The sequence below is a fragment of the Bacillus subtilis subsp. subtilis str. 168 genome (genome assembly GCF_000009045.1).
GTDB classification, from domain to species: Bacteria; Bacillota; Bacilli; order Bacillales; family Bacillaceae; genus Bacillus; species Bacillus subtilis.
This window is the reverse complement of record NC_000964.3, coordinates 1,724,027-1,745,901: the sequence shown is the minus strand read 5'-3', so window position 1 is coordinate 1,745,901 and position 21,875 is coordinate 1,724,027. Positions and strand designations below refer to the sequence as shown.

Genomic DNA, 21,875 nt, shown 5'->3' with positions numbered 1-21,875 from the left:
CCGAATTTTTTAGTTTGGGAAAGATTTTCTGTAAATTTAGTCATTTCCCTGATAATTCTCAACTAGAATCGGCTGAAGCTGCTGGTGCATGAGTGCCTTTTCAATCGTTTGCGGAAGCAGATCCATTTTGGCTACCATTGAATTCGGTTTTTTAAATGGATCATCTTGCCCGAATGGAATAAAAAAGATATTTTTTGTTGACATGAGCCTCATTAAATTTGTTCCGTTTAAACCAAGAGCATCATTTGTCGAGATACCCAGAACGACAGGCCGATTGTTCCGGATTGTCGCTTTTGCCGCCATCAGCACCGGGCTGTCCGTCATGGCATTTGCCAGCTTGCTCATTGAATTGCCTGTTAAAGGCGCAATGACCATGCAGTCAAGGGGCAGCTTCGGCCCAAGAGGTTCTGCCTTTACAATCGAATCAATGGCCTCATATCCAGTCAGGTCTTCAATTTTTTTAACCCATTCTGCGCCCTCTCCAAATCGGGTATTTGTAGATTTTACATTAAATGTGACAACCGGACGGACTTCAGCTCCTTCGTTGACCAACTCCTCAATTTGCGGGAAAACCGCTTCATATGTGCAATGCGACCCGGTCAGCCCAAACCCGATTCTTTTTCCTTTTAATGACGACATCCTTATTTCCCCTCCTCAGCTTGTATTTCAGCCAAAAGCTTGCTCAAGACGTTTGCAAGGATTTGCCCAGCTGTTTTAGGAGCGACAATCCCTGGAAGCCCGGGAGCAAGAAGTGCTTTAATCCCTTGTTTCTCGGCATATTTAAAATCCGTTCCCCCGGGACGTGAGGCCAGATCCAATATTAAGGTTTTTGGTGTCATGCTAGAAAGTACCGTTTGATTTAAAATCATACTCGGTATGGTATTAATGCAAATATCTATATCTTTTACATGCTCTTTCAGCTCATCGGTATGAAAAGGAACGAGCCCCATTTCAGTGATACGTGCCAGATGCGCTGAACTTCTTGCCCCCACTTTTACATTCGCCCCGAGCGCGGCAAATGTACGGGCAATCGTCATCCCGGTGCGCCCCAGACCGAGAACGGCCACCTGTGATCCGTGTATCGTATAATCCGTGTGCTGAATAGCCAGCATGATCGTTCCTTCTACTGTCGGAATAGAGTTGTATATCGCAATGTCATCCCGCTCAAACAGCTTAACAAGTTTTCTTTTTGCCTGAGCTGCAATGTTTTCTAAATAGGCGTTAGAAATTCCTGAGAAAATGACACAATGTGCAGGCGTTCTGTCAAGATGGTCCTGTTTTAACACAACTTCTTCATTCGAAAATACAGTCGATACGACACCTTCTCCTGTTGTCGCGGATACTGGAAGAATGATGCTGTCTATTTGCTGAAAAGGAATTTCATCAATATTGCATTTTACTGCCCCGGTAAAACCGTGATCCAATTGGTCAAAACCGACAAGATAGATGTCAGCCTGCTGTTCAGTGAGCTTTCTTATAATTTCGAGCTGTCTTGCGTCACCGCCGATAACTGCAATTTTCAATCCGGTTAACATTCTAAACGTTCACCTTCTTTGTATATACTGGATCTCTAGTTGTTAAGCTCCCCTTCATCTTATGATCAAAAGGAAATACCGGTGAATATAAAAGATGCGCTTTTTCCATATAAAAAAACATCGGCTCCGGCAGCCGATGTTTCAGATGTTTTCTTTAGAGCCCGCTTCACAGTCAATTGGGCTATTTACTCTTGTCGAGGAGGCATTTCCTCAGGTACATCTAATATAATCATATCTGAACCGATCTTTTGAATATGGTGCCATGGGACACGAATGTCATGACCTTGCTTTCTCAAACCAAACCACTTAACTGTGGGAATGAGGAGTGCTGTAATCTGTCCATCCTGTTCATTGATTTCCAAATCGGTCTGGCCGAGCACTCCGAGCCGTTCAGCTCTTTTGATGTCTACAATTTCCTTTCCCGATAATTCACTGAGCCGCATGTCTGTCACCCCCTTGTACTATGTATGATGAAAGGGATTAAAAAATGCCTGCTCCATTATGGGGCAGGCTTTCCTTTTTAAGACGGCATATTGCCGGAAGGGCTGATAAGTGCTAATGCATAGTCTTCGGTAAACAATTGTCTGGCAAGGCCATTAACACGCTCTAAGTTCACGGCGTTTAATTCATTGATAATTTCATCTAATGTTTTATGTTTGCCGAGCAGCAGTTCATTTTTTCCGTTTCGGCTCATTTTGCTGTTTGTGCTTTCTAAGCTCAGCATTAAGCTTCCCTTCATTTGCTCTTTGCTGTTTTCCAGTTCTTTCGAGGTAATGCCGTCACGTTTTAATGTGGCCAGGGTTTCTTGAATTGTTTCCGACAGCTGCTGAAGCTGATTTGCACCCGTTCCGCCGTAAATCGTTAGCATTCCGCTGTCCTCATATGAGCTGTGATAGCTGTAAACAGAATAAGCAAGTCCTTTATCTTCACGCACATCTTGGAACAGCCGGCTGCTCATGCTGCCTCCGAGCACATTGTTGAGGACGATTAAATCATAAATACGTTCATGGCCAACCTCTAAGCCTTTAAATCCAAGGCACAAATGAGCCTGCTCTGTTTCTTTTTTTCTCGTCAGTTTTTCCGTGTGGAACTCAGGCTTCTCAAGGCCTGTCGCTTTGCCTTTCGCCTCGTATGACCCGAACCATTTTTCTACATCTTTGATAAAACTGTCAGATATATTGCCCGCTACCGAAATCACCACTCGGTCCGGCGTATAATAATCATGCATGTATTGTCTGAGAGAGTCACCGTTAAAGGAAGCAAGCGTTTCTTCCGTTCCTAAAATTGGGTAGCCTAAAGAATGATTGCCGTAAGTGGCTTTGCTCAATAAATCATGTACAATGTCGTCCGGCGCATCTTCATACATTTTAATTTCTTCATATACTACATTTTTCTCTTTTTTCAGCTCGTTTTCATCAAACGTTGAATGAAAGAACATATCTGCTAATACGTCCAGCGCGTAATTCGCATGCTCGTCAAGCACCTTTGCATAGTAGCAGGTATATTCCTTTGAAGTAAACGCATTGACCTGGCCGCCAATACGATCAAAAGATTCTGCTATCTCGCGTGCAGATTTTGTGCTCGTCCCTTTAAAGAACATGTGCTCTAAAAAGTGAGAAATTCCGTTTATCTCCGGCGTTTCATGTCTCGAACCTGTGCCGATCCATACGCCGATCGCAACAGAACGGACTGTCGGGTTATTTTCCAGCACAATTCTTACACCATTTTGACACGTATATCGTTTAATCAAATTTGTTCCTCCTATTCAAAGACAAGCTGCCTTCATCTGTTACTTCAATAGTCTTGTTTCATCCATTAGTTCAGTGACTGTTCCAAGCGCATATCCTTTGTCTTTTATCTGTGTAATCAGCGCTTCAAGACTTTCCGCCGTAGGGTCAGTCGGATGCATTAAAATCATGGCACCATTATGTATCTTGCTTAACACTCTCGTCTGAAGTACAGACGGAGCCGGCTTTTGCCAATCGATTGTATCAACTGTCCACATGACTGTTCCCATCTGTTTCTCTGCTGCAATGTCGATAACCGCTTTTCTGAAACTTCCGCTTGGCGGAGCGAACCACTTTGGCTTAACGCCGATCGTTTGTTCTATTTGTTCATTAGTCTTGTCGAGCTGCTCGGAAATTCTTCCTGTAGTCAGTTTGCTCATATCCGGATGATTGTATGAATGATTTCCGATTTCATGTCCGTCTTTTGCAATCTTCTTAGCGAGCTGTACATTGTTTCTCACCCAATTGCCTTCTAAAAAGAACGTAGCTTTAACCTGGTGCTTTTGCAGAATAGGAAGCATTTTTTCCAAATACTCATTTCCCCATGCCACATTGATTAAAAAAGCCACCATCGGTTTGTCAGGATTTCCTTTATAAATAGGCTCAGGCTGAAGTGACTCAAGATGAACACTTGGTTTTACTTGACTGTACACCAAATCTTTTTCCCGAAACTTACCATGCTGTTTCATTTTTTTATATGATTGTTCAATATTGACCTTTAATCCATTGTAGCCTGGAATGCTTTTCCACACTTTATCAATTCTTGCATTCTGGGGCTTAACTTCGTACTCCGGCGCTTTTTGAAGCAATTCTTCATATAACGGGTCTTTTGACGCCGTGACAGTCACCGTATCTTTTTTCATTGCCCCTATATAATCAAGTGCATGCGGATTTTCCATCATCTCAAATGAGACAAAAAAAAGAAATAAAAAAACGGCAAACGGTACAAATTTTTTGTACATGTTCTGTCCCCCCCTCACCTCACATTATGAAGGAGAAGGACAAGGTAGAACCCGCCTGCTTTTGAAAAGCTTCAAAATAAAGAAGCCGGGTCTCCCAGGCTCCTTTTATGTTTTCATTTAAGATTGTTGTTCTTCTTTTTCTTTCTCTTCACGGAGCACCGCTTTGCGGGATAAATTCACTCGTCCTTGTTTATCAATTTCAGTGACTTTGACAAGAATCTCGTCTCCGATTTTCACAACATCTTCAACTTTCCCTACGCGTTCAAGCGCAAGCTCTGAAATGTGCACCAAACCGTCTTTTCCGCTGAAAATTTCAACGAAAGCCCCGAATTTTTCAATCCGTTTCACTTTACCTAGGTAAAGTTGGCCGACTTCAACCTCTCTCACAAGGTCTTCGATGATTTTTTTCGCTTTTTGGTTGCCGCTTTCATCTGTAGAGGAAATAAAGATTGTGCCGTCCTGCTCAATATCAATTTTAACACCGGTTTCTTCGATGATCTTATTGATTTGTTTCCCGCTTGGTCCGATGACATCGCGGATTTTATCAGGATTAATGGTCATTGTTAAGATCTTAGGCGCATATCGAGAAAGCTCTTTTCTTGATTCGCTTAATGTTGCAAGCATGCTGTTGAGGATTTCCATTCTGCCCTTTTTCGCCTGCTGAAGCGCTTCTTCAAGAATCTCTCTGGAAAGGCCTTCAATTTTAATGTCCATTTGCAGGGCCGTTACGCCTTTTTCAGTTCCCGCTACTTTAAAGTCCATATCTCCGAGCGCGTCTTCCATGCCTTGGATGTCAGTCAAGACAGTGTAATGTTCGCCTGATTTGACAAGACCCATCGCAATACCAGCAACTGGCGCTTTAATCGGTACACCGGCATCCATCATTGCAAGTGTGCTTGCGCAAATGCTTGCTTGAGATGTAGAACCGTTTGATTCAAGCACTTCTGAAACAAGACGGACAGTATAAGGGAAGTCTTTTTCAGACGGAATAACTGGCTCAAGCGCACGCTCACCCAGTGCTCCGTGTCCGATTTCACGACGTCCCGGTCCGCGCATCGGTCCTGTTTCCCCAACGCTGAATTGCGGGAAGTTGTAATGATGCATAAACCGTTTCGACTCTTCGACACCTAAGCCGTCAAGGATTTGCACATCTCCCAGAGCACCTAGCGTACATACGCTGAGGGCCTGAGTTTGTCCCCTTGTAAATAGACCTGAACCGTGCGTTCTTGGCAAGAGGCCAACCTCTGAAGAGAGCGGACGGATTTGATCGACACCGCGGCCGTCCGGTCTTACTTTCTCTTCAGTAATCAGGCGGCGAACTTCATTTTTCACAAGCTTGGATAAAATCTGCTTCACTTGCTTGATTGTGTCTTCATCATGTTCTTCATCCTCGAATTTTGCCACAACTGCGTTCTTCACTTCGTTAATGGCATCTTCACGGGCATGCTTTTCATGAACTTGGATGGCTTTCAGCAGATCCTCTTCTGCCAAAGCTTTTACTTTTTCATTAAGCTCTTCATCAATTTCAAAGAGCTTAATTTCAGATTTCTCTTTGCCGACTGCTGCAACAATTTCTTCTTGGAATGCAATCAGGCGTTTAATCTCTTCATGGCCGAACATAATGGCCTCAAGCATGATTTCCTCAGGAACTTCGTCCGCTCCCGCTTCTACCATGTTAATCGCATCTTTCGTGCCGGCAACGACAAGATTGATATCGCTTTTTTCAAGCTGATCGACTGTCGGGTTAATGATAAATTGATCATCAATGCGTCCGACAGTAACCCCTGCAATCGGTCCTTCAAACGGAATATCCGATACAGAAAGTGCAAGAGATGAACCGAACATGGCAGCCATTTCTGAAGAGCAGTTTTGGTCAACACTCATGACAATGCTGATGACTTGAACTTCATTACGGAATCCATCGGCAAACAAAGGACGGATCGGACGGTCAATTAAACGGCTGGCAAGAACCGCTTTTTCACTTGGACGTCCTTCTCTTTTAATAAATCCGCCCGGAATTTTCCCTACCGCATATAATCTTTCTTCATAGTTTACAGTAAGAGGGAAGAAATCAAGCGGTTTAGGTTCTTTTGAAGCGGTTGCTGTACTAAGTACTGCTGTATCACCGTAGCGGATCATCACAGCACCATTTGCCTGTTTGGCAAGCTGGCCGGTTTCAACGGTAAGCGTTCTTCCGGCCCAATCTATGGTAAAGACATGTTTTTCTTGTCCCATACAATTACGAACTCCTCTCTTCGTTGTGTGAAATAATCAATTACTCCTATTATGAACGAAATGAATTGAACATATCAATGTCAAAGTAGTATGTAAAAGGATTTCAATGATTTGTTATAAGAAATTTCGCTTTAATACGATAAAAAAGCGGGAATCCTCCCGCTTTTTACGATTATCGACGTAAGCCTAGTTTGTTAATTAACTCACGGTAACGAGTTACGTCTTTATTACGCAGATACGTAAGAAGATTACGACGCTTACCTACCATTTTAAGAAGACCGCGACGTGAGTGGTGGTCTTTCTTGTGAGTACGTAAATGCTCGTTCAAGTTGTTAATTGAGTCAGTTAGGATAGCGATCTGAACTTCTGGAGATCCAGTATCAGATTCGTGTGTTTTGAACTCATTGATGAGTTGGTTTTTACGCTCTTGAGTAATTGCCATCCTGTTTCACCTCCAAATCATATTTAGCCCCAGTTACCTAGCAACCGTCGGTGACTTCGGATTGCCAAGCAATGGTTTTAAGACTACGAAAACTATCATACTAAAAATCGTGCCTATATGCAAATATTTTAGAATAAAATTTGCGTGCGTTGCAAGTTATTTCCGCAAATTGCTGAAATAACGGATGGCTTCCTGCTTATCTTTCTCAATTTGCTCAGTTAATTCTTTGATGCCATTGAATTTCCGCTCGCTCCGAATCCGTTTGTACCATTCGATTTTTATAGCGGCTCCATATACCTCTTGATTGAAATCAAACAGATTGACCTCGATGGAAGGCTGTTCAGGGCGCTTTTCATAAAACGTTGGCTTATAGCCAATATTGCAAACGCCATTGTAAACTTCGCCGTTCACTTCCGCTTTTACGGCATATACACCTGTGGGCGGAACGATATAGCTGTTATTTAAACCGACATTCGCTGTCGGAAACCCGATGGTCCGCCCTCTTTTATCACCATGAATGACAATTCCTTTAATAAAATAAGGTTGTCCAAGCAAGACATTCGCCAATTCAACATCTCCGTTTTGAAGCGCGGTACGGATATACGAAGAACTGATTTTTTTATCCTGCTCCGTTAATTTTTCTACCATTGTGCACCCAGCTTTTCCGTCTAAATCATCCGGCATGGTCTTCATTGTTCCCTTGCCGTATTTGCCGTACGTAAAGTCAAAGCCTGCCACTGCGTGCTGCACATTAAGGCCGATAATATACTGGTCTATAAACTGCTTAGGAGAAAGAGAAGCAAACACTTCATTAAATTTAACGACATACAGAACTTCTGTGCCTAATTGTTCAATTTGGTTTATTTTGTCTTCAAGAGGCGTAATCAGATCCTTTGGTTCCTTATCTCTGCCCAACACGTGAGAAGGATGGGGATGAAAGGTCATCACAGCTAATGTCAGACCTTTTTCTTCGGCTATTTGCTTCGCTGTGCCGATTACCTTTTGATGCCCGAGATGAACGCCGTCAAAATAACCTAACGCCATCACTGATTTTGCCTGCTCCTCTTTTATTAAATGATGAGGATGTGTAATATGTATCGTCTTCACAGAACGGTCACCTTTTTTCTATTGTTCGCTTTTTTGCATCAATACTTTTGCCGGCTTTAACAGCCCTTTTTTTGCAGGATGAGGGAAATAGATCGCCAAGCAGGTTCCGGATTCAGTAAAGACGGCAATACGGTCTCCACTTGTCATTTCAGAAAACTGCTCGGGCGTCTCAAGCAAAGCCCCATTTTCTACTTTCTTAGCTAATGTATCACTTATGATCCATTTCGGCAAATGATTGAGCGCACGTTCAATAGGAACTGTATGCTCTTCCACGGTTCCGGATTGGGCCTGTGCTTCGAGTTCATCAAAAGTAAAGCATTCGTCGAGAGAAAAATCTCCGGATGCCGTACGGATTAAATGAGACATATGGGCCGGATATCCGAGCTTTTCTCCGATCATGACCGCCAGCGTCCTTACATAGGTCCCTTTGGAGCAAGTCACTGTAAACCGGAAGCTTGCGGTTTCTCCATGATGTTTAATCTCTGTTGTCAGGGCAATGTCTTCAATGGTTATCATACGTTTCGGACGTTCTACTTCAATCCCTGCTCTTGCGTATTCGTATAATTTTTTGCCGTTTACTTTTACAGCGGAATACATGGGCGGAATTTGTTCTTGTTTCCCCTTTAAACTGTTTAAAACCTTTTCTACATCCGCTTTATCAATGTCGTGATTGACAGGCTTTGTTTCCACCGTTTCTCCGGTTTGATCCTCTGTTGTGGTTGAAAAGCCCAATGTTATTTCTGCATCATACGTTTTAGATTTTTCAGTTAAGTATTCGACTATTTTTGTCGCTCTTCCTACACAAATCGGAAGCACGCCTGATACTTCCGGATCGAGCGTTCCTGTATGTCCTACTTTTTTTGTTTTTAACAGCTTTCGGATCTTCATGACACAGTCGTGCGATGTCATGCCAACAGGTTTATGTAAAAGGAGAACTCCGTTAACCATTTGCCTTTCACTCCTTCTTTTGAGTTTTTTTCTTATAAACGAAGAAAGAGGACAGACGATATACGCCTATCCTCTCTTTTTTTATTCAGATGGTTTCTCTGAATGTAATTCGTGAATCAGTGTTTCGATCCGATTCCCGTAATCGATTGATTCATCGAACTCAAATTCAATTTCAGGCGTTTTTCGAAGTCTGATGCGGCTGCCGATTTCGGATCGGATAAATCCTTTCGCTTTTGCCAGCCCTTTCAGCGCTTCTTCCCGTTTTTTCTCGTCACCGAGAACCGAGATATACACCTTTGCAATTTGCAAATCACCTGATACACGTACATCCGTTACTGTCAGAAAACCAATTCTCGGGTCTTTCAGCTTGCGGCTGATAATATCACCGAGTTCTTTTTTCATTTGCTCGCCGACACGGTTTGCTCTCATACTCAATTCAATCACCTCTAAGTTAAAACCACTCTGTCCTAGTGATCGTCCGTTCAATTTCAGGAAAAGAATCGATAAACGCTAGGACGCGCTGCAGTTCTTTTTCTGTTTGAACGCGAGAGGAAGAAACAGCGGCGATTCCGAAGCTGGTTCTTTGCCAGGTGTCCTGATAGCCAATCTCCGAAATCGAAACATTGAACTTGTTTTGAACCCTGGTTAAAATCCGCTTCAGAACGGCACGCTTTTCTTTTAGCGATCCTGCATCATAAATGATGCATTCACACTCCGCAAATCCGATCACGTTCTTTCAATTTCTTGCATGACAAACGCTTCAAGGATGTCACCTTCACGAATGTCATTGTATTTCTTAATTGTAATACCACATTCATAGCCTTGTGAAACTTCTTTCACATCGTCTTTAAAGCGTTTCAGAACATCTACTTCGCCTTCAAAGATGACGACGCCGTCACGAATTAAACGGAGGCCGCTGTCGCGCGTAATGGTTCCTTCAGTAACATATCCGCCGGCAATTGTACCGATTTTAGATACTTTGAATGTTTGGCGTACTTCTACTTGACCAATTACTTTTTCTTCATATTCAGGATCAAGCATACCTTTCATGGCAGCTTCAATCTCGTCGATTACTTTGTAAATGATACGGTGAAGTCGAATATCTACATTTTCAGCTTCAGCCGTACTCTTAGCATTTCCGTCCGGTCTCACATTAAACCCGATAACAATTGCATTGGAAGCAGATGCCAAGATAATGTCTGATTCAGTAATCGCACCAACGCCTGTATGGATGATTTTCACTTTAACGCCTTCTACTTCAATTTTTTGAAGTGCAGCCGTTAAAGCTTCAGCAGATCCTTGAACGTCAGCTTTTACGATGAGGTTGATGTCTTTTACATCACCTTGCTTAATTTGCTCAAATAAATCATCAAGACTGAGCTTCGCTTTATCGCTGCGCTGCTCTTCAAGCTGTTTCGAAGCACGGGCTTCACCGACAGAACGAGCTGTTTTTTCATCCTTAAAGACAAGGAATTGGTCTCCCGCTTGAGGGACATCATTCAAACCGGTAATTTCAACCGGAGTTGACGGGCCGGCAGTTTTCACACGGCGGCCAATGTCGTTGACCATTGCACGGACACGGCCAAATGTATTGCCGACTACGATCGGATCACCGACATGCAGTGTTCCAGTCTGTACGAGCAACGTCGCGACTGACCCTCTGCCTTTATCGAGTTCAGCTTCAATAACCGTTCCTTTTGCCTGACGATTCGGATTCGCTTTCAGTTCCTCTACCTCACTGACAAGCAAAATCATTTCAACGAGCTCATCAATGCCTTTTCCAGTTAAAGCGGAAAGCGGCACAAAAATGGTTTCTCCGCCCCAAGCTTCAGGGACAAGTCCGTATTCCGTCAGTTCTTGCATTACACGGTCAGGGTTTGCGGATTCTTTATCTATTTTATTCACAGCAACGATGATTGGAACCTCTGCTGCTTTTGCATGGTTAATCGCTTCAACTGTTTGCGGCATGACACCGTCATCGGCAGCTACGACAAGAATCGTAATATCAGTTACTTCTGCACCGCGTGCGCGCATTGTTGTAAATGCGGCGTGGCCCGGTGTATCCAAGAACGTGATTTTCTTGCCGTTCTCTTCAATTTGATAAGCGCCGATATGCTGAGTGATTCCGCCTGCTTCCCCTTCAACAACCTTTGTTTTACGGATGCTGTCAAGAAGCGTTGTTTTCCCATGGTCAACGTGGCCCATGATTGTCACGACAGGAGGACGAATTTCAAGATCCTCTTCATTATCAGGCTCTTCGTATTTTTCCAGCTCTGTTTCTTCAAGCACAATGACCTCTTCTGTTTCAACACCATATTCTGATGCAATGAGTTCGATTGTGTCTTTATCAAGCTCTTGGTTAATGGTTGCCATTACGCCAAGAAGCATCAGCTTTTTAATGAGTTCTGAAGGCTCTTTGCCAAGCTCTTCAGCAAGTGCGCCAACTGTTAAAGTGCCAGAGAATGTAATTTTCTCAGGAAGCTCTTTTTTCGGCTTTACAGGCTTTTGCTGATGTTGGTTTTTATTATTGTTGTTGTTGCGTTTATTTTTTTTGTTGTTGTTATTCTTCTTGTTTTTGTTAAATTGATTATTCTGCACGTCATTCTTCTTTCCGTCTCGAATTTTATTTGGTTGATTTCCAGCTGATTGCTGATTAACCCCTTGTGGCTGTTTGTTTTTGTTCGTTTCTGCTGGCTTTTGAGATTTAGCAGCTGCGCCGCCTTTTTTATATTTGGCATCTAGCTTTTTAATGGCCTTTTCTTCAAGCATGGCCATGTGATTATTCACTTCTAAATCCATGTTCTTCAGTGCGGTCAAAATTTCCTTACTTGAAACATTTAACGCTTTTGCATATTCGTATACTCTCATTTTAGCCATTCGTTCACCCCCAAAAATATTAATCGAGCAAGCTGATCAGCTTATTCGCAAAACCTTGGTCAGTGACGGCGACAACGACACGGGCTTCTTTACCGATAGAGCGTCCAAGAACCGCGCGACTCTCGACTTTTTTATAAGGGACTTTATAATAATTGCACTTGTCAGTTACTTTTTTTGCTGTGTTAGATGATGCATCCTCTGTAAGCAGGACAAGCTTTGCACGCGCATTCCTGATTTCTTTTATTACCAAGTCTTCGCCTGACACGACCTTACGAGCTCGATTGGCCAGACCCAGCAAGGGAAACCATTCCATTCCAGACATTTTATTTTTTCACCTTTTCCGCCAGTTCCAGCAATTCATCGAAAATCTGGTCATCGATTTGTGATTGAAATTGATTTTGCAAAGTGTTTTTCTTTTTTGCTGCTAAGATGCACTCTTTATCCAGCGTTAAATAAGCACCCCGCCCATTCTTTTTTCCGGTCGGGTCTACTGAGATTTCGCCTTCTTTCGACCGTACAACTCGGATCAGTTCCTTTTTAGGCTTCATTTCACCAGTCACTACACATTTGCGTAATGGGATCTTTTTGTGTTTATTCACCTAAAGTCACCTCTTATTCATCCGATTCAGCAGTTTCAGGCTCCGTAAAGAGCGGCTCATCATCTTCTTCAAGTTCTCTCGGATAGATTCCAAGTTCTCTTGCGTCCGTTTCGCTCTTAATATCAATCTTCCAGCCTGTCAGTTTAGCAGCTAAGCGTGCGTTTTGTCCTCTTTTTCCAATTGCCAGAGACAGCTGGTAATCAGGAACAATAACAGTTGTCGCTTTTTCTTCTTCATTAACAATGACATCAAGCACTTTGGAAGGGCTGAGCGCATTCGCGACAAATTCTACAGGATCACTGGACCAGTTGACAATGTCAATTTTTTCACCTTTTAATTCATTGACGATTGCTTGCACACGCTGGCCTTTAGGCCCTACGCATGAACCGACAGGATCAACGTCAGGATCATCTGTGCGAACAGAAATTTTCGAACGGTCGCCGGCTTCTCTGGCAACAGATTTTAGCTCGACAGTTCCATCATAAATTTCAGGCACTTCAATTTCAAACAAACGCTTTAACAGGCCTGGATGTGTTCTTGACACATAAATCTGCGGACCCTTCGTTGTTTTTTCTACTTTTGTGATATATACCTTAATGCGGTCATGGGGCTTGTAGCTTTCATTCGGCATTTGCTCATTAACCGGCAGCAAGGCTTCTATTTTGCCTAAAGACACGTAGATAAATTTATTGTCCAGACGCTGGACGATCCCTGTCATGATGTCTTCTTCACGGTCGATAAATTCAGAATAAATCACACCGCGCTCAGCTTCGCGCACACGCTGTGTGACGACCTGCTTCGCTGTTTGAGCAGCTATGCGCCCGAAATCCTTAGGTGTAACTTCGATTTCGACGACATCGCCGACCATATATTCCGGATGGATGCCCTGTGCCTCTTCAATTGAGATTTCTAATCTCTGGTCGTATACTTCGTCAACGACATCTTTTCTTGCAAATACACGGATGGAGCCAGTTTCACGGTTTAGATCCACCCGTACATTTTGCGCTTGATTAAAATTCCGCTTATAAGCAGAAATTAACGCAGCTTCGATTGCTTCGATGATAATTTCTTTACTGATGCCTTTTTCTTTTTCAAGAATCGTGAGAGCATCTAATAATTCACTGCTCATTTAACGGTCTCCCCCCTTAAAACATTTGTATTCATTAGAATGTAACAGCTAATCTTGCATTAGCTATCTTTTCATACGGAATATTGATCCGTTTCTTTCTTGTTTTGATCGTGATCTCAACTGTCACTGTTTGTCCATCAAATTCAGCCAGTTCACCTTCAAACACTTTTACGCCGTCAATAGGCTCATACGTCTTAATGTATACGTTTTTTCCTAGTGATTTTTCGAAATCGGCTTTTTTCTTTAGCGGACGCTCAGCTCCTGGAGATGAGACTTCAAGAAAGTAATTTTGGCTGATTGGGTCTGCCTCATCAAGCTTTTCGCTTAAAGCTTCGCTTACTTTGGCACATTCCTCAATATCCACACCGTCATCGGAATCAATAAACACGCGAAGGAACCAGCTTTGGCCCTCTTTGACAAATTCAATGTCAACGAGTTCCAGCTGAAGGCTGTCTACGATTGGCTGAGCCATTTCTTGAACGGTGTCAGTCACTTTTTTGCTCATGTTCTTCCTCCTTGTGCTGTCGATCTCATATTCGTCTCGTCACTCTGCATAAAAACCCTGCTTCAAAAGAGCAGGGGCTAAAAAGTAAACGATGAACATGTCGAGACAAAATTCTCCTGTTCAATACAAAAGAGCGGGTTTCCCCACTCTTTGCCTCGGTAATCGTTAGCATTTCCAATAAAACTATACCATAACCATATTTTTATTGCAAATGGATATACGCTTACCTTCATACCTAAGCAAGTGACAGAAACTCTAATATTACGATGGCACTTTTTGCGCTTATGTATGCATAGAAGCAGAATTTCTGAGAAATTCTGCTTTCCATATTAGAACAGTGACAATTGGTTTTGATCAGGCAGTGACTCCAGACAGCCATGGCGATCTAAGTACTCTAAAATCGTTTTTGATACTTTCCCTCTCTTTTGCAAATCTTCTTTTGAGAGGAATTCGCCTTCTTCGCGAGCTTTTACAATGTTCAAAGCAGCGTTCGTCCCTAACCCTGGAATAGAGTTAAACGGCGGAATAAGACTGTTGCCGTCAATAATAAACTCTGTGGCGCTGGAGCGATATAAATCGACTTTTTGGAATGAATAGCCTCTCTCACACATCTCAAGCGCTAATTCTAAAACAGTCAGAAGGTTCTTTTCCTTCGGTGAAGCATCAAGTCCTTTAGCGTTTATATCCTCCATTACCGCTCTGATTGCTGTAGAGCCCTTGATCATTGTATCAATATCAAAGTCATCTGCACGAACGGTAAAATAAGCCGCATAATACAAAAGAGCATGATGCACTTTAAAGTAAGCAATGCGGACTGCCATTAAGACATATGCCGCGGCGTGGGCTTTCGGGAACATGTATTTAATCTTTTTACAGGAATCAATATACCAGTCTGGGACATTGTTATTTTTCATTTCTTCTTCCCATTCAGGCGTTAATCCTTTTCCTTTACGCACGAATTCCATGATTTTAAAGGCAAGGGACGGCTCAAGGCCTTGATAGATTAAATAAACCATAATGTCATCACGGCAGCCGATAACCTCACTCAGCTCACAAATATTATTGTGGATGAGCTCCTGTGCATTGCCAAGCCATACATCAGTTCCGTGAGACAAGCCTGAAATCTGAACGAGCTCAGAAAAAGTGGTCGGCTTTGTATCTTCAAGCATCTGCCGGACAAATCGGGTTCCGAATTCAGGAATTCCAAGAGTGCCCGTTTTACAGCCAATCTGTTCTTCAGTCACACCGAGTGATTCGGTTCCCTGGAAGATCTTCATCACTTCAGGATCATCCGTCGGAATTGTTTTCGGATCTATTCCGCTTAAGTCTTGAAGCATCCGAATAACAGTCGGGTCATCGTGTCCGAGAATATCAAGTTTTAACAGGTTGTCATGGATGGAGTGGAAATCAAAATGAGTCGTTTTCCACTCTGAACCTGTGGCATCTGCCGGGAACTGGATCGGTGAAAAATCATAAATATCCATATAATCCGGAACTACGATAATACCGCCAGGGTGCTGTCCAGTTGTACGTTTTACACCTGTGCATCCCTGTACGAGCCGATCTATTTCGGCACCGCGCATATGAAGATTGTTGTCTCCGGCATAGCCTTTTACATAACCGTAGGCTGTTTTTTCTGCCACCGTGCCTATTGTTCCCGCACGATATACATTGTCTTCTCCGAACAATACTTTTGTGTAATTGTGTGCTTGCGGCTGATATTCCCCTGAGAAGTTCAAATCGATATCAGGTACTTTGTCCCCTTTAAATCCTAAGAACGTTTCAAATGGAATATCATGGCCGTCTTTTTTCAAAGGCGTTCCGCAATGAGGGCATGTCTTGTCAGGCAGGTCAAAACCAGAACCGACAGAACCGTCATTAAAGAACTCAGAATGCTGGCACTCAGGACAAACATAGTGCGGCGGCAGCGGGTTTACCTCAGTAATCTCAGTAAGTGTCGCAACTAATGAAGATCCTACGGAACCACGGGAACCAACGAGATACCCGTCATCTAGTGAACGTTTTACAAGTTTGTGAGAGATCAAGTAAATAACAGCAAATCCGTGGCCAATAATACTCTTTAACTCTTTTTCAATCCGCGCTTCGACAATTTCAGGCAGCTCTTCCCCGTAAATGCTTCTTGCACGCTGATAGCTCATTTCTCTGATCTCTTCATCAGCGCCTTCGATTTTCGGCGTATATAAATCATCTTTAATCGGCTTGATGTCATCAACTAAAGAAGCAACCTTTTGGGTATTGGTGACTACGATCTCCTTCGCTTTTTCTTCACCTAAGAAAGAAAAAGCTTCAAGCATTTCGTCTGTCGTTCTGAAATGCACTTTCGGCAGTTCATGCCTATTCAGCGGATTTGCCCCGCCTTGTGAGGATATTAAAATCTTTCTGTAGATTTTATCCTCATCATTCAAGTAATGAACATTTCCCGTAGCAACAACCGGTTTATTAAGCTTTTCCCCCAGCTTCGTGATATTCGCAATAATTTCTTTCAGCGCTTTTTCATCACGGACCAGTTCAAGCTCCAGCAAGTGACGATACACTTCAGGCGGCTGAACCTCAAGGTAATCATAGAATGACGCGATATCTTCCACCTCTTCAGGCGATTTTTGCATCATTCCCTCAAAAACCTCTCCCCTGTCACAAGCAGAACCGATCAGAAGCCCTTCCCTGTATTTCTCAAGCTGAGATCTCGGAATACGCGGCACTCTGTAAAAATAATGAATATGAGAAAGTGACACAAGCTTAAATAAATTTTTAAGTCCCGTGCTGTTCACGGCAAGTAATGTTGCATGATACGGTCTTGATCTTTGATAAGCATTGGACTGACCCATATTTTCATTCAACTCATCATGGTACTGAATACCTTTTTCAGCTGCGTCTTTCAGCATTTTCAGAAGCAAATAAGCGGTTGCCTCAGTATCATAGATCGCACGGTGATGCTGTGTGAGCTCGATATCAAACTTTTTACAAAGTGTGTTCAACCGGTGGTTCTTAAATTCCGGATAGAGAAAACGTCCAAGTTCAAGCGTATCAATGACTGGGTTTTTAGCTTTTTCGACTTCAAGAAGTTTTTTATAGGCTACATTTAAGAATCCCATATCAAAGCTTGCATTATGAGCGACAAGAATATCATCGCCAATCCATTCTCTGAAATCTCTTATTACATCTACGACATCCGGAGCGTCTTGTAGCATATCATCTGTGATCCCTGTCAGCTCTATGATTGTGGCGGAAAGCGGACGATGCGGGTTCGCAAACGCCTCAAATTTATCAATAATTTCTCCGCCTTTTACTTTTACTGCAGCCAGCTCAATAATGGTATCGTATACAGCAGACAATCCTGTCGTCTCAACGTCAAAAACAACATATGTTTCTTCTTCGAGCAGACGATGTGCGGCATTATAAGCAATTGGCACGCCATCATCCACGAGATTCGCTTCCATCCCGTAAATCATTTTAATTCCATGCTTTTTGGCCGCAGAATACGCATCAGGGAAGGATTGAACGACAGCATGGTCGGTCAAAGCGATGGCCTCATGCCCCCATTTTTTCGCCTGTTCGACAAGCTTTCCGATACCCGTAACAGCATCCATTTGGCTCATTGGGGAATGAAGATGCAATTCCACTCTTTTTTCTCCTTCAGGTGCTGAATCTTCACGGGTTTTTGCTTTTATTTCGTTTACGTCATTTGCGATCATGACAAGGTCTCTGACAAATGTATCATTTTGAATGCTTCCGCGTGCTTTTACCCACATTCCTTTTTTCAGAGACTTCATCAGCGCCGCATCTTCTTTTTCACGTGCAAACATTTTGATCAAAATACTATTTGTATAGTCTGTAATTTTGAAGATACACAGCGTGCGCCCGCTCTTCAGCTCGCGCGTCTCCACATCAAACACATAACCTTGGACCGTAATTCTCCGTTCTTCGTCCATGATGCTGTCAAGTGTTCGGATTTCCTCGTTATCTTTAATTTGATAACCGATAACAAGAGGACCAGATGGTGCTTGGTCTTCATCACTTTCTTTATCTTTCTTCTCCATTTCAATCAAGGCCTGCATAGCCCGCTCTTGGTCTTCCGCAAGCTTTTGCTCCCGAAACTTTTGAACTTCTTGCTCGGATACAAATATTTCAGCATCAAGCTGAAGATCCGGAAAGCCAAATTGACGGTATTCTGCTTGAATCATGGAACTGTATTTGTTCTTTAGCGCAGCCGCTTCTGTATCTGTTTTGGTTTTGACAATCAGTTTATTGCCCTTCAGCTTCGGTTTTTGCTGGTTTAAAAGACTGATAATCGGCGGCGAAATGCCCTGCAGTTCTTCAATGCAGCGTGACCAGTAGTCTTGAACGATACTTTCACTGACCTCGGCATCCTGAACTTCAATTGAAGATGTCACTTTTGCTATGTGGGCAAACGATTGCGTCAGCCTCGTTGTTAATGTGTCATATATTTGAAAAGGCAGCAAAGATTTAAATTGAAAATGAAAATGCCAAGACTTAGAAGCTTTGTGAATTGTCAGCTTTTTAATCTCGCCATGTTCAAAGTATGTCATGAAGGTATCATCTGTCATATTAATCTGCTGCAGAAGAATTTGAAACTGCCTTCTGTTTACTGATAACTGTTCCATTAAGACAGTATCCCTCCCTAAAAACATCATAAGTGAAGGTACCTCAGGCAATGAGGTACCTTCTATTATTTCTATTTTAACATGTTTTTTGATAAATCGTTATGGTGATTACTGCTTGCTGATAAACGCAGATAATTCGTCTACTGAAATCTCAGTTGACTCACCAGTTTGACGAATTTTCACTTCGACGATTCCTTCGTCAGCTCGTTTTCCGACAGTGATGCGGATTGGAAGGCCGATTAAATCTGAATCAGCGAATTTTACGCCGGCACGCTCAGCACGGTCATCATAGAGCACTTCATAGCCTTCCGCTTTTAAATCGGCATACAGCTTTTCAGCAAGCTCTCTTTGCCCATCGTTTTTCATGTTCAAAGCAAGAATATGAAGATCGTACGGCGCAACGCTTTTTGGCCATATTAAGCCTTTTTCGTCGTGATGCTGTTCAGCAATAGCAGAAAGCGTTCTTGACACACCGATTCCGTAACAGCCCATCAGCATTGGCTGCGCGCGTCCGTTTTCATCTAAATATGTCGCATTCATCGCTTCTGAATAGCGTGTTCCGAGCTTAAAGACTTGTCCGACTTCGATTCCCTCAGCAAAACGGATCGTTCCCTTGCCGTCTGGTGAAGGATCACCTTCTTTAATAAAACGAAGATCAGCAAATTCTTTAATTTGCGCGTCACGATTCACATTGACATTTTTATAATGATGATCTCCTTCATTTGCCCCGGCAACAGCATTAACCATTGCTTTCACAGCTTGATCGGCATATACTTCCACATCCTGATGAATACCGACAGGGCCTACAAAGCCTGGCTCTGTTCCGAGCTGCTGAATGACCTCTTCATGTGTAGCAAGCTCTACAACTTCTGCATGAAGCAAGTTTTTCACTTTAATATCGTTAACTTCATGATCCCCTCTTACAAGCACTAAGACAAAACGGTCATCAGCTTTAAACAATACTGACTTAATGCACGCTTCAGCCGAAACCTGTAAGAACGCAGTCAGTTCTTCGATTGTTTTCACGTTAGGCGTATGAACCTTCTCTAGAGCTTTAGGCTCTTCATCTGAAGGAACTTCCTGGTGAAGAACTTCAGCCATCTCGATATTAGCCGCGTACTGTGATTCATCAGAATACGCAATCGTATCCTCTCCGATCGCAGAAAGTGCCATAAATTCGTGCGTATCCTTTCCTCCCATTGCGCCTGAATCAGCGATAACAGGTCTTACATTAATGCCGCAGCGGGCAAAAATATTAGAATAGGCCTCGTACATTTTTTGATACGTTTCATCCAGGCTCTCTGCAGATGCATGGAAAGAGTACGCATCCTTCATAATAAATTCGCGGCCTCTTAACAAACCGAAGCGAGGACGTTTTTCATCTCTGAACTTAGACTGAATTTGATAAAGAGTCAGAGGGAGACGCTTATAAGATTTAACCTCATCGCGAACAAGCGAAGTGATAACCTCTTCATGCGTTGCCCCTAAAGCAAATTCACGGCCATGACGGTCTTTTAGTCTCATCAGTTCGGGACCATACGTATACCATCTGCCTGATTCCTGCCATGTCTCTGCCTGCTGCAATGCGGGCATGAGCATTTCTACGGCATCAATTTTCTCCATTTCCTCTCGAACAATCTGCTGAATGTTTTGAATCACCTTATACGCAAGAGGCATATAGCTGTATACCCCGCTCGTATTCTGTCTGATAAATCCTGCTCTCAGAAGAAGCTGATGACTTTTTGCTTCGGCATCAGCTGGAACTTCACGGAGCGTAGGAATAAGCGTCAAGCTTTGTCTCATTTCTTCGCACCTCTGATTGATTTACTTTTCGTTTACAAAAACAGCCGCTGGATATCGTTCCATGTGACAACCAGCATAAGAAGCATTAAGAAAGCTACTCCGATAAACACAACAAATGCTTCTTTTTCCCTGTTAATCGGTTTGCCCCGAATCGCTTCAATAAATAGAAACAACAGTCTTCCTCCGTCAAGTGCCGGAATCGGAAGCAGGTTGACAATCCCAAGGTTAATGCTTAAAAACGCCGCAAACTGAAATAAGTTCACGATCCCTGTTTTCGCCACTTGGTCTGTCATGTCATATATGCCGACAGGACCTGACAGCATATCGAGTTTAAATTGGCCTGTTACTAATTTGCTCAGATTGGTTAAAATGGCTTTGGTGACATCAACTGTTGATGTCGCGCCGTAAGCAACCGCTGAGAGTACGCCTTTTTCAGTCGGCGCATAGGAACCGAAACGTCCGATTGTTTTTTTGTTCTCATCTTTAACAGCTTCCGGAGTCACCGAAATATGAAGCGTTTTGTTATCTCTTTTTACTGCAACGTCCATTTCTTTCTCCGGGTTTTCTTTTACAGCGGAGACAATGTCAGTCCAAGACCTCATTTTCTCTCCGTTAATGCTTTGGATATAATCCCCTTCTTTTAGCCCTGCTTCAGCCGCCCGTCCATTGTCTGTCAGCTGCCCGAGCATAGGTTCATTTGACGGTACGCCTTGAATCAGCCCAAGCATCACTAAAATGACGTAAGCTAAAATAAAGTTCATAATCGGCCCTGCAGCAATTGCTTTAATCCGCTGCCATACAGGTTTGGAACCAAATTGGCGATTATACGGCGCAATCTGCACTTCTTCTCCGTCTACAATAAAAAAGGATGTTTCGCTGACAGTAAAGCTGGAAAGTTCGTCCTCTTTCCCCTGTTCATAACCGGTGATCTTCATGTCATGCTCTAGATCCGCTGTTTCCACTTCAATGACTAAAGCATCCGGATATTTTTCCTTTTGATTGATGATGACTTTCTCAACTTGATCTTCCTTATTAAACAGAAGCCCGACCGTGTATCCGGGTTTCACCTCAATCATTTCCGGATCTTCGCCGGCCATACGAACAAATCCGCCGACCGGAAGCAGCCTGATCGTATAAACTGTTTCATTTTTTTTGAAAGAAAAAATCTTTGGACCGAAGCCGATCGCAAATTCACGGCAGAGAATTCCCGCTCTTTGGGCTAGCAATAAATGGCCCAGTTCATGGAAGAAAACGAGCGTTCCGAAAATAATGATAAACGCTATAACTGTATTCACGAACATAC

18 protein-coding genes, 1 other RNA gene, 1 pseudogene and 1 other annotated feature are annotated in these 21,875 nt (G+C 43.0%); all 20 genes and pseudogenes read right to left on the bottom strand.

What is annotated here, in order from left to right:
• Positions 1–36: 36 nt before the first annotated feature.
• Positions 37–639, bottom strand: a complete 603-nt coding sequence (gene spoVFB, locus BSU_16740; protein ID NP_389556.1) for a spore dipicolinate synthase subunit B — start codon at positions 637–639, stop codon at positions 37–39.
• Between the two features lie 2 nt (positions 640–641).
• Positions 642–1,535, bottom strand: coding sequence for a spore dipicolinate synthase subunit A (spoVFA, locus tag BSU_16730; protein NP_389555.1), 894 nt, complete (start codon positions 1,533–1,535; stop codon positions 642–644).
• A 185-nt stretch (positions 1,536–1,720) separates the two neighbouring features.
• Positions 1,721–1,978 carry a PRC barrel protein involved in sporulation gene (gene ymxH, locus BSU_16720; protein NP_389554.1) on the bottom strand — a complete coding sequence of 86 codons (258 nt, stop codon included), beginning with the start codon at positions 1,976–1,978 and terminating at the stop codon, positions 1,721–1,723.
• A gap of 77 nt (positions 1,979–2,055) precedes the next feature.
• Positions 2,056–3,285: a specific processing protease gene (gene mlpA / locus BSU_16710; protein ID NP_389553.2), complete on the bottom strand. Its 1,230-nt coding sequence runs from the start codon at positions 3,283–3,285 to the stop codon at positions 2,056–2,058.
• 39 nt (positions 3,286–3,324) lie between these two features.
• Positions 3,325–4,284, bottom strand: coding sequence for a putative sugar deacetylase (gene ylxY, locus BSU_16700; RefSeq protein NP_389552.1), 960 nt, complete (start codon positions 4,282–4,284; stop codon positions 3,325–3,327).
• 117 nt (positions 4,285–4,401) lie between these two features.
• Positions 4,402–6,519, bottom strand: coding sequence for a polynucleotide phosphorylase (PNPase) (gene pnpA / locus BSU_16690; protein ID NP_389551.1), 2,118 nt, complete (start codon positions 6,517–6,519; stop codon positions 4,402–4,404).
• A gap of 172 nt (positions 6,520–6,691) precedes the next feature.
• Positions 6,692–6,961, bottom strand: a complete 270-nt coding sequence (gene rpsO / locus BSU_16680) for a ribosomal protein S15 (BS18) (RefSeq protein NP_389550.1) — start codon at positions 6,959–6,961, stop codon at positions 6,692–6,694.
• A 156-nt stretch (positions 6,962–7,117) separates the two neighbouring features.
• Positions 7,118–8,068, bottom strand: coding sequence for a bifunctional riboflavin kinase FAD synthase (gene ribC / locus BSU_16670; RefSeq protein ID NP_389549.1), 951 nt, complete (start codon positions 8,066–8,068; stop codon positions 7,118–7,120).
• A gap of 18 nt (positions 8,069–8,086) precedes the next feature.
• A complete protein-coding gene (gene truB / locus BSU_16660) occupies positions 8,087–9,016 on the bottom strand; it encodes a tRNA pseudouridine 55 synthase (protein ID NP_389548.1) in 930 nt (309 codons plus the stop codon).
• Between the two features lie 81 nt (positions 9,017–9,097).
• On the bottom strand, positions 9,098–9,451 hold the full coding sequence (gene rbfA / locus BSU_16650) for a pre-ribosomal (17S) RNA binding factor A (RefSeq protein NP_389547.1): 354 nt from the start codon (positions 9,449–9,451) through the stop codon (positions 9,098–9,100).
• 16 nt (positions 9,452–9,467) lie between these two features.
• Positions 9,468–9,746, bottom strand: a sequence feature (Evidence 5: Unknown function).
• Positions 9,468–9,746 (bottom strand): annotated as a pseudogene (ylxP, locus tag BSU_16640). (Overlaps the previous feature by 279 nt.)
• Complete coding sequence (gene infB / locus BSU_16630; protein ID NP_389545.1) at positions 9,743–11,893, bottom strand: initiation factor IF-2; 2,151 nt, start codon at positions 11,891–11,893, stop codon at positions 9,743–9,745. The pseudogene ylxP and the gene infB overlap by 4 nt, the downstream one beginning before the upstream one ends.
• Positions 11,894–11,912: 19 nt before the next feature.
• Positions 11,913–12,215, bottom strand: coding sequence for a K-turn RNA binding protein (rulQ, locus tag BSU_16620; RefSeq protein ID NP_389544.1), 303 nt, complete (start codon positions 12,213–12,215; stop codon positions 11,913–11,915).
• Position 12,216: 1 nt separating this feature from the next.
• Positions 12,217–12,492, bottom strand: coding sequence for a molecular ruler co-factor for RNA; new fold (rulR, locus tag BSU_16610; RefSeq protein ID NP_389543.1), 276 nt, complete (start codon positions 12,490–12,492; stop codon positions 12,217–12,219).
• Between the two features lie 13 nt (positions 12,493–12,505).
• Positions 12,506–13,621, bottom strand: coding sequence for a transcription translation coupling factor involved in Rho-dependent transcription termination (nusA, locus tag BSU_16600; protein ID NP_389542.1), 1,116 nt, complete (start codon positions 13,619–13,621; stop codon positions 12,506–12,508).
• A gap of 34 nt (positions 13,622–13,655) precedes the next feature.
• On the bottom strand, positions 13,656–14,126 hold the full coding sequence (rimP, locus tag BSU_16590) for a ribosome maturation factor (RefSeq protein ID NP_389541.1): 471 nt from the start codon (positions 14,124–14,126) through the stop codon (positions 13,656–13,658).
• Between the two features lie 101 nt (positions 14,127–14,227).
• An RNA gene (surG, locus tag BSU_misc_RNA_71) (small RNAs controlled by sporulation) lies at positions 14,228–14,445 on the bottom strand.
• Positions 14,446–14,455: 10 nt separating this feature from the next.
• Positions 14,456–18,769, bottom strand: a complete 4,314-nt coding sequence (gene polC / locus BSU_16580; protein ID NP_389540.1) for a DNA polymerase III (alpha subunit) — start codon at positions 18,767–18,769, stop codon at positions 14,456–14,458.
• Positions 18,770–18,877: 108 nt separating this feature from the next.
• Positions 18,878–20,572, bottom strand: a complete 1,695-nt coding sequence (gene proS, locus BSU_16570; protein NP_389539.1) for a prolyl-tRNA synthetase — start codon at positions 20,570–20,572, stop codon at positions 18,878–18,880.
• 32 nt (positions 20,573–20,604) lie between these two features.
• Positions 20,605–21,873 (bottom strand): inner membrane zinc metalloprotease required for the extracytoplasmic stress response mediated by sigma(W), encoded by a 1,269-nt coding sequence (gene rasP / locus BSU_16560; protein NP_389538.1) that lies wholly within the window; start codon positions 21,871–21,873, stop codon positions 20,605–20,607.
• Between the last annotated feature and the right edge of the window lie 2 nt (positions 21,874–21,875).

Excerpts from the sequence above, each read along its gene's own strand:
- spoVFB (NP_389556.1), bottom strand. The coding sequence starts at position 639 with ATGTCGTCATTAAAAGGAAAAAGAATCGGGTTTGGGCTGACCGGGTCG.
- spoVFA (NP_389555.1), bottom strand. The coding sequence starts at position 1,535 with ATGTTAACCGGATTGAAAATTGCAGTTATCGGCGGTGACGCAAGACAG.
- ymxH (NP_389554.1), bottom strand. The coding sequence starts at position 1,978 with ATGCGGCTCAGTGAATTATCGGGAAAGGAAATTGTAGACATCAAAAGA.
- ylxY (NP_389552.1), bottom strand. The coding sequence starts at position 4,284 with ATGTACAAAAAATTTGTACCGTTTGCCGTTTTTTTATTTCTTTTTTTT.
- pnpA (NP_389551.1), bottom strand. The coding sequence starts at position 6,519 with ATGGGACAAGAAAAACATGTCTTTACCATAGATTGGGCCGGAAGAACG.
- rpsO (NP_389550.1), bottom strand. The coding sequence starts at position 6,961 with ATGGCAATTACTCAAGAGCGTAAAAACCAACTCATCAATGAGTTCAAA.
- truB (NP_389548.1), bottom strand. The coding sequence starts at position 9,016 with ATGGTTAACGGAGTTCTCCTTTTACATAAACCTGTTGGCATGACATCG.
- infB (NP_389545.1), bottom strand. The coding sequence starts at position 11,893 with ATGGCTAAAATGAGAGTATACGAATATGCAAAAGCGTTAAATGTTTCA.
- rulQ (NP_389544.1), bottom strand. The coding sequence starts at position 12,215 with ATGTCTGGAATGGAATGGTTTCCCTTGCTGGGTCTGGCCAATCGAGCT.
- nusA (NP_389542.1), bottom strand. The coding sequence starts at position 13,621 with ATGAGCAGTGAATTATTAGATGCTCTCACGATTCTTGAAAAAGAAAAA.
- rimP (NP_389541.1), bottom strand. The coding sequence starts at position 14,126 with ATGAGCAAAAAAGTGACTGACACCGTTCAAGAAATGGCTCAGCCAATC.
- polC (NP_389540.1), bottom strand. The coding sequence starts at position 18,769 with ATGGAACAGTTATCAGTAAACAGAAGGCAGTTTCAAATTCTTCTGCAG.
- proS (NP_389539.1), bottom strand. The coding sequence starts at position 20,572 with ATGAGACAAAGCTTGACGCTTATTCCTACGCTCCGTGAAGTTCCAGCT.
- rasP (NP_389538.1), bottom strand. The coding sequence starts at position 21,873 with ATGTTCGTGAATACAGTTATAGCGTTTATCATTATTTTCGGAACGCTC.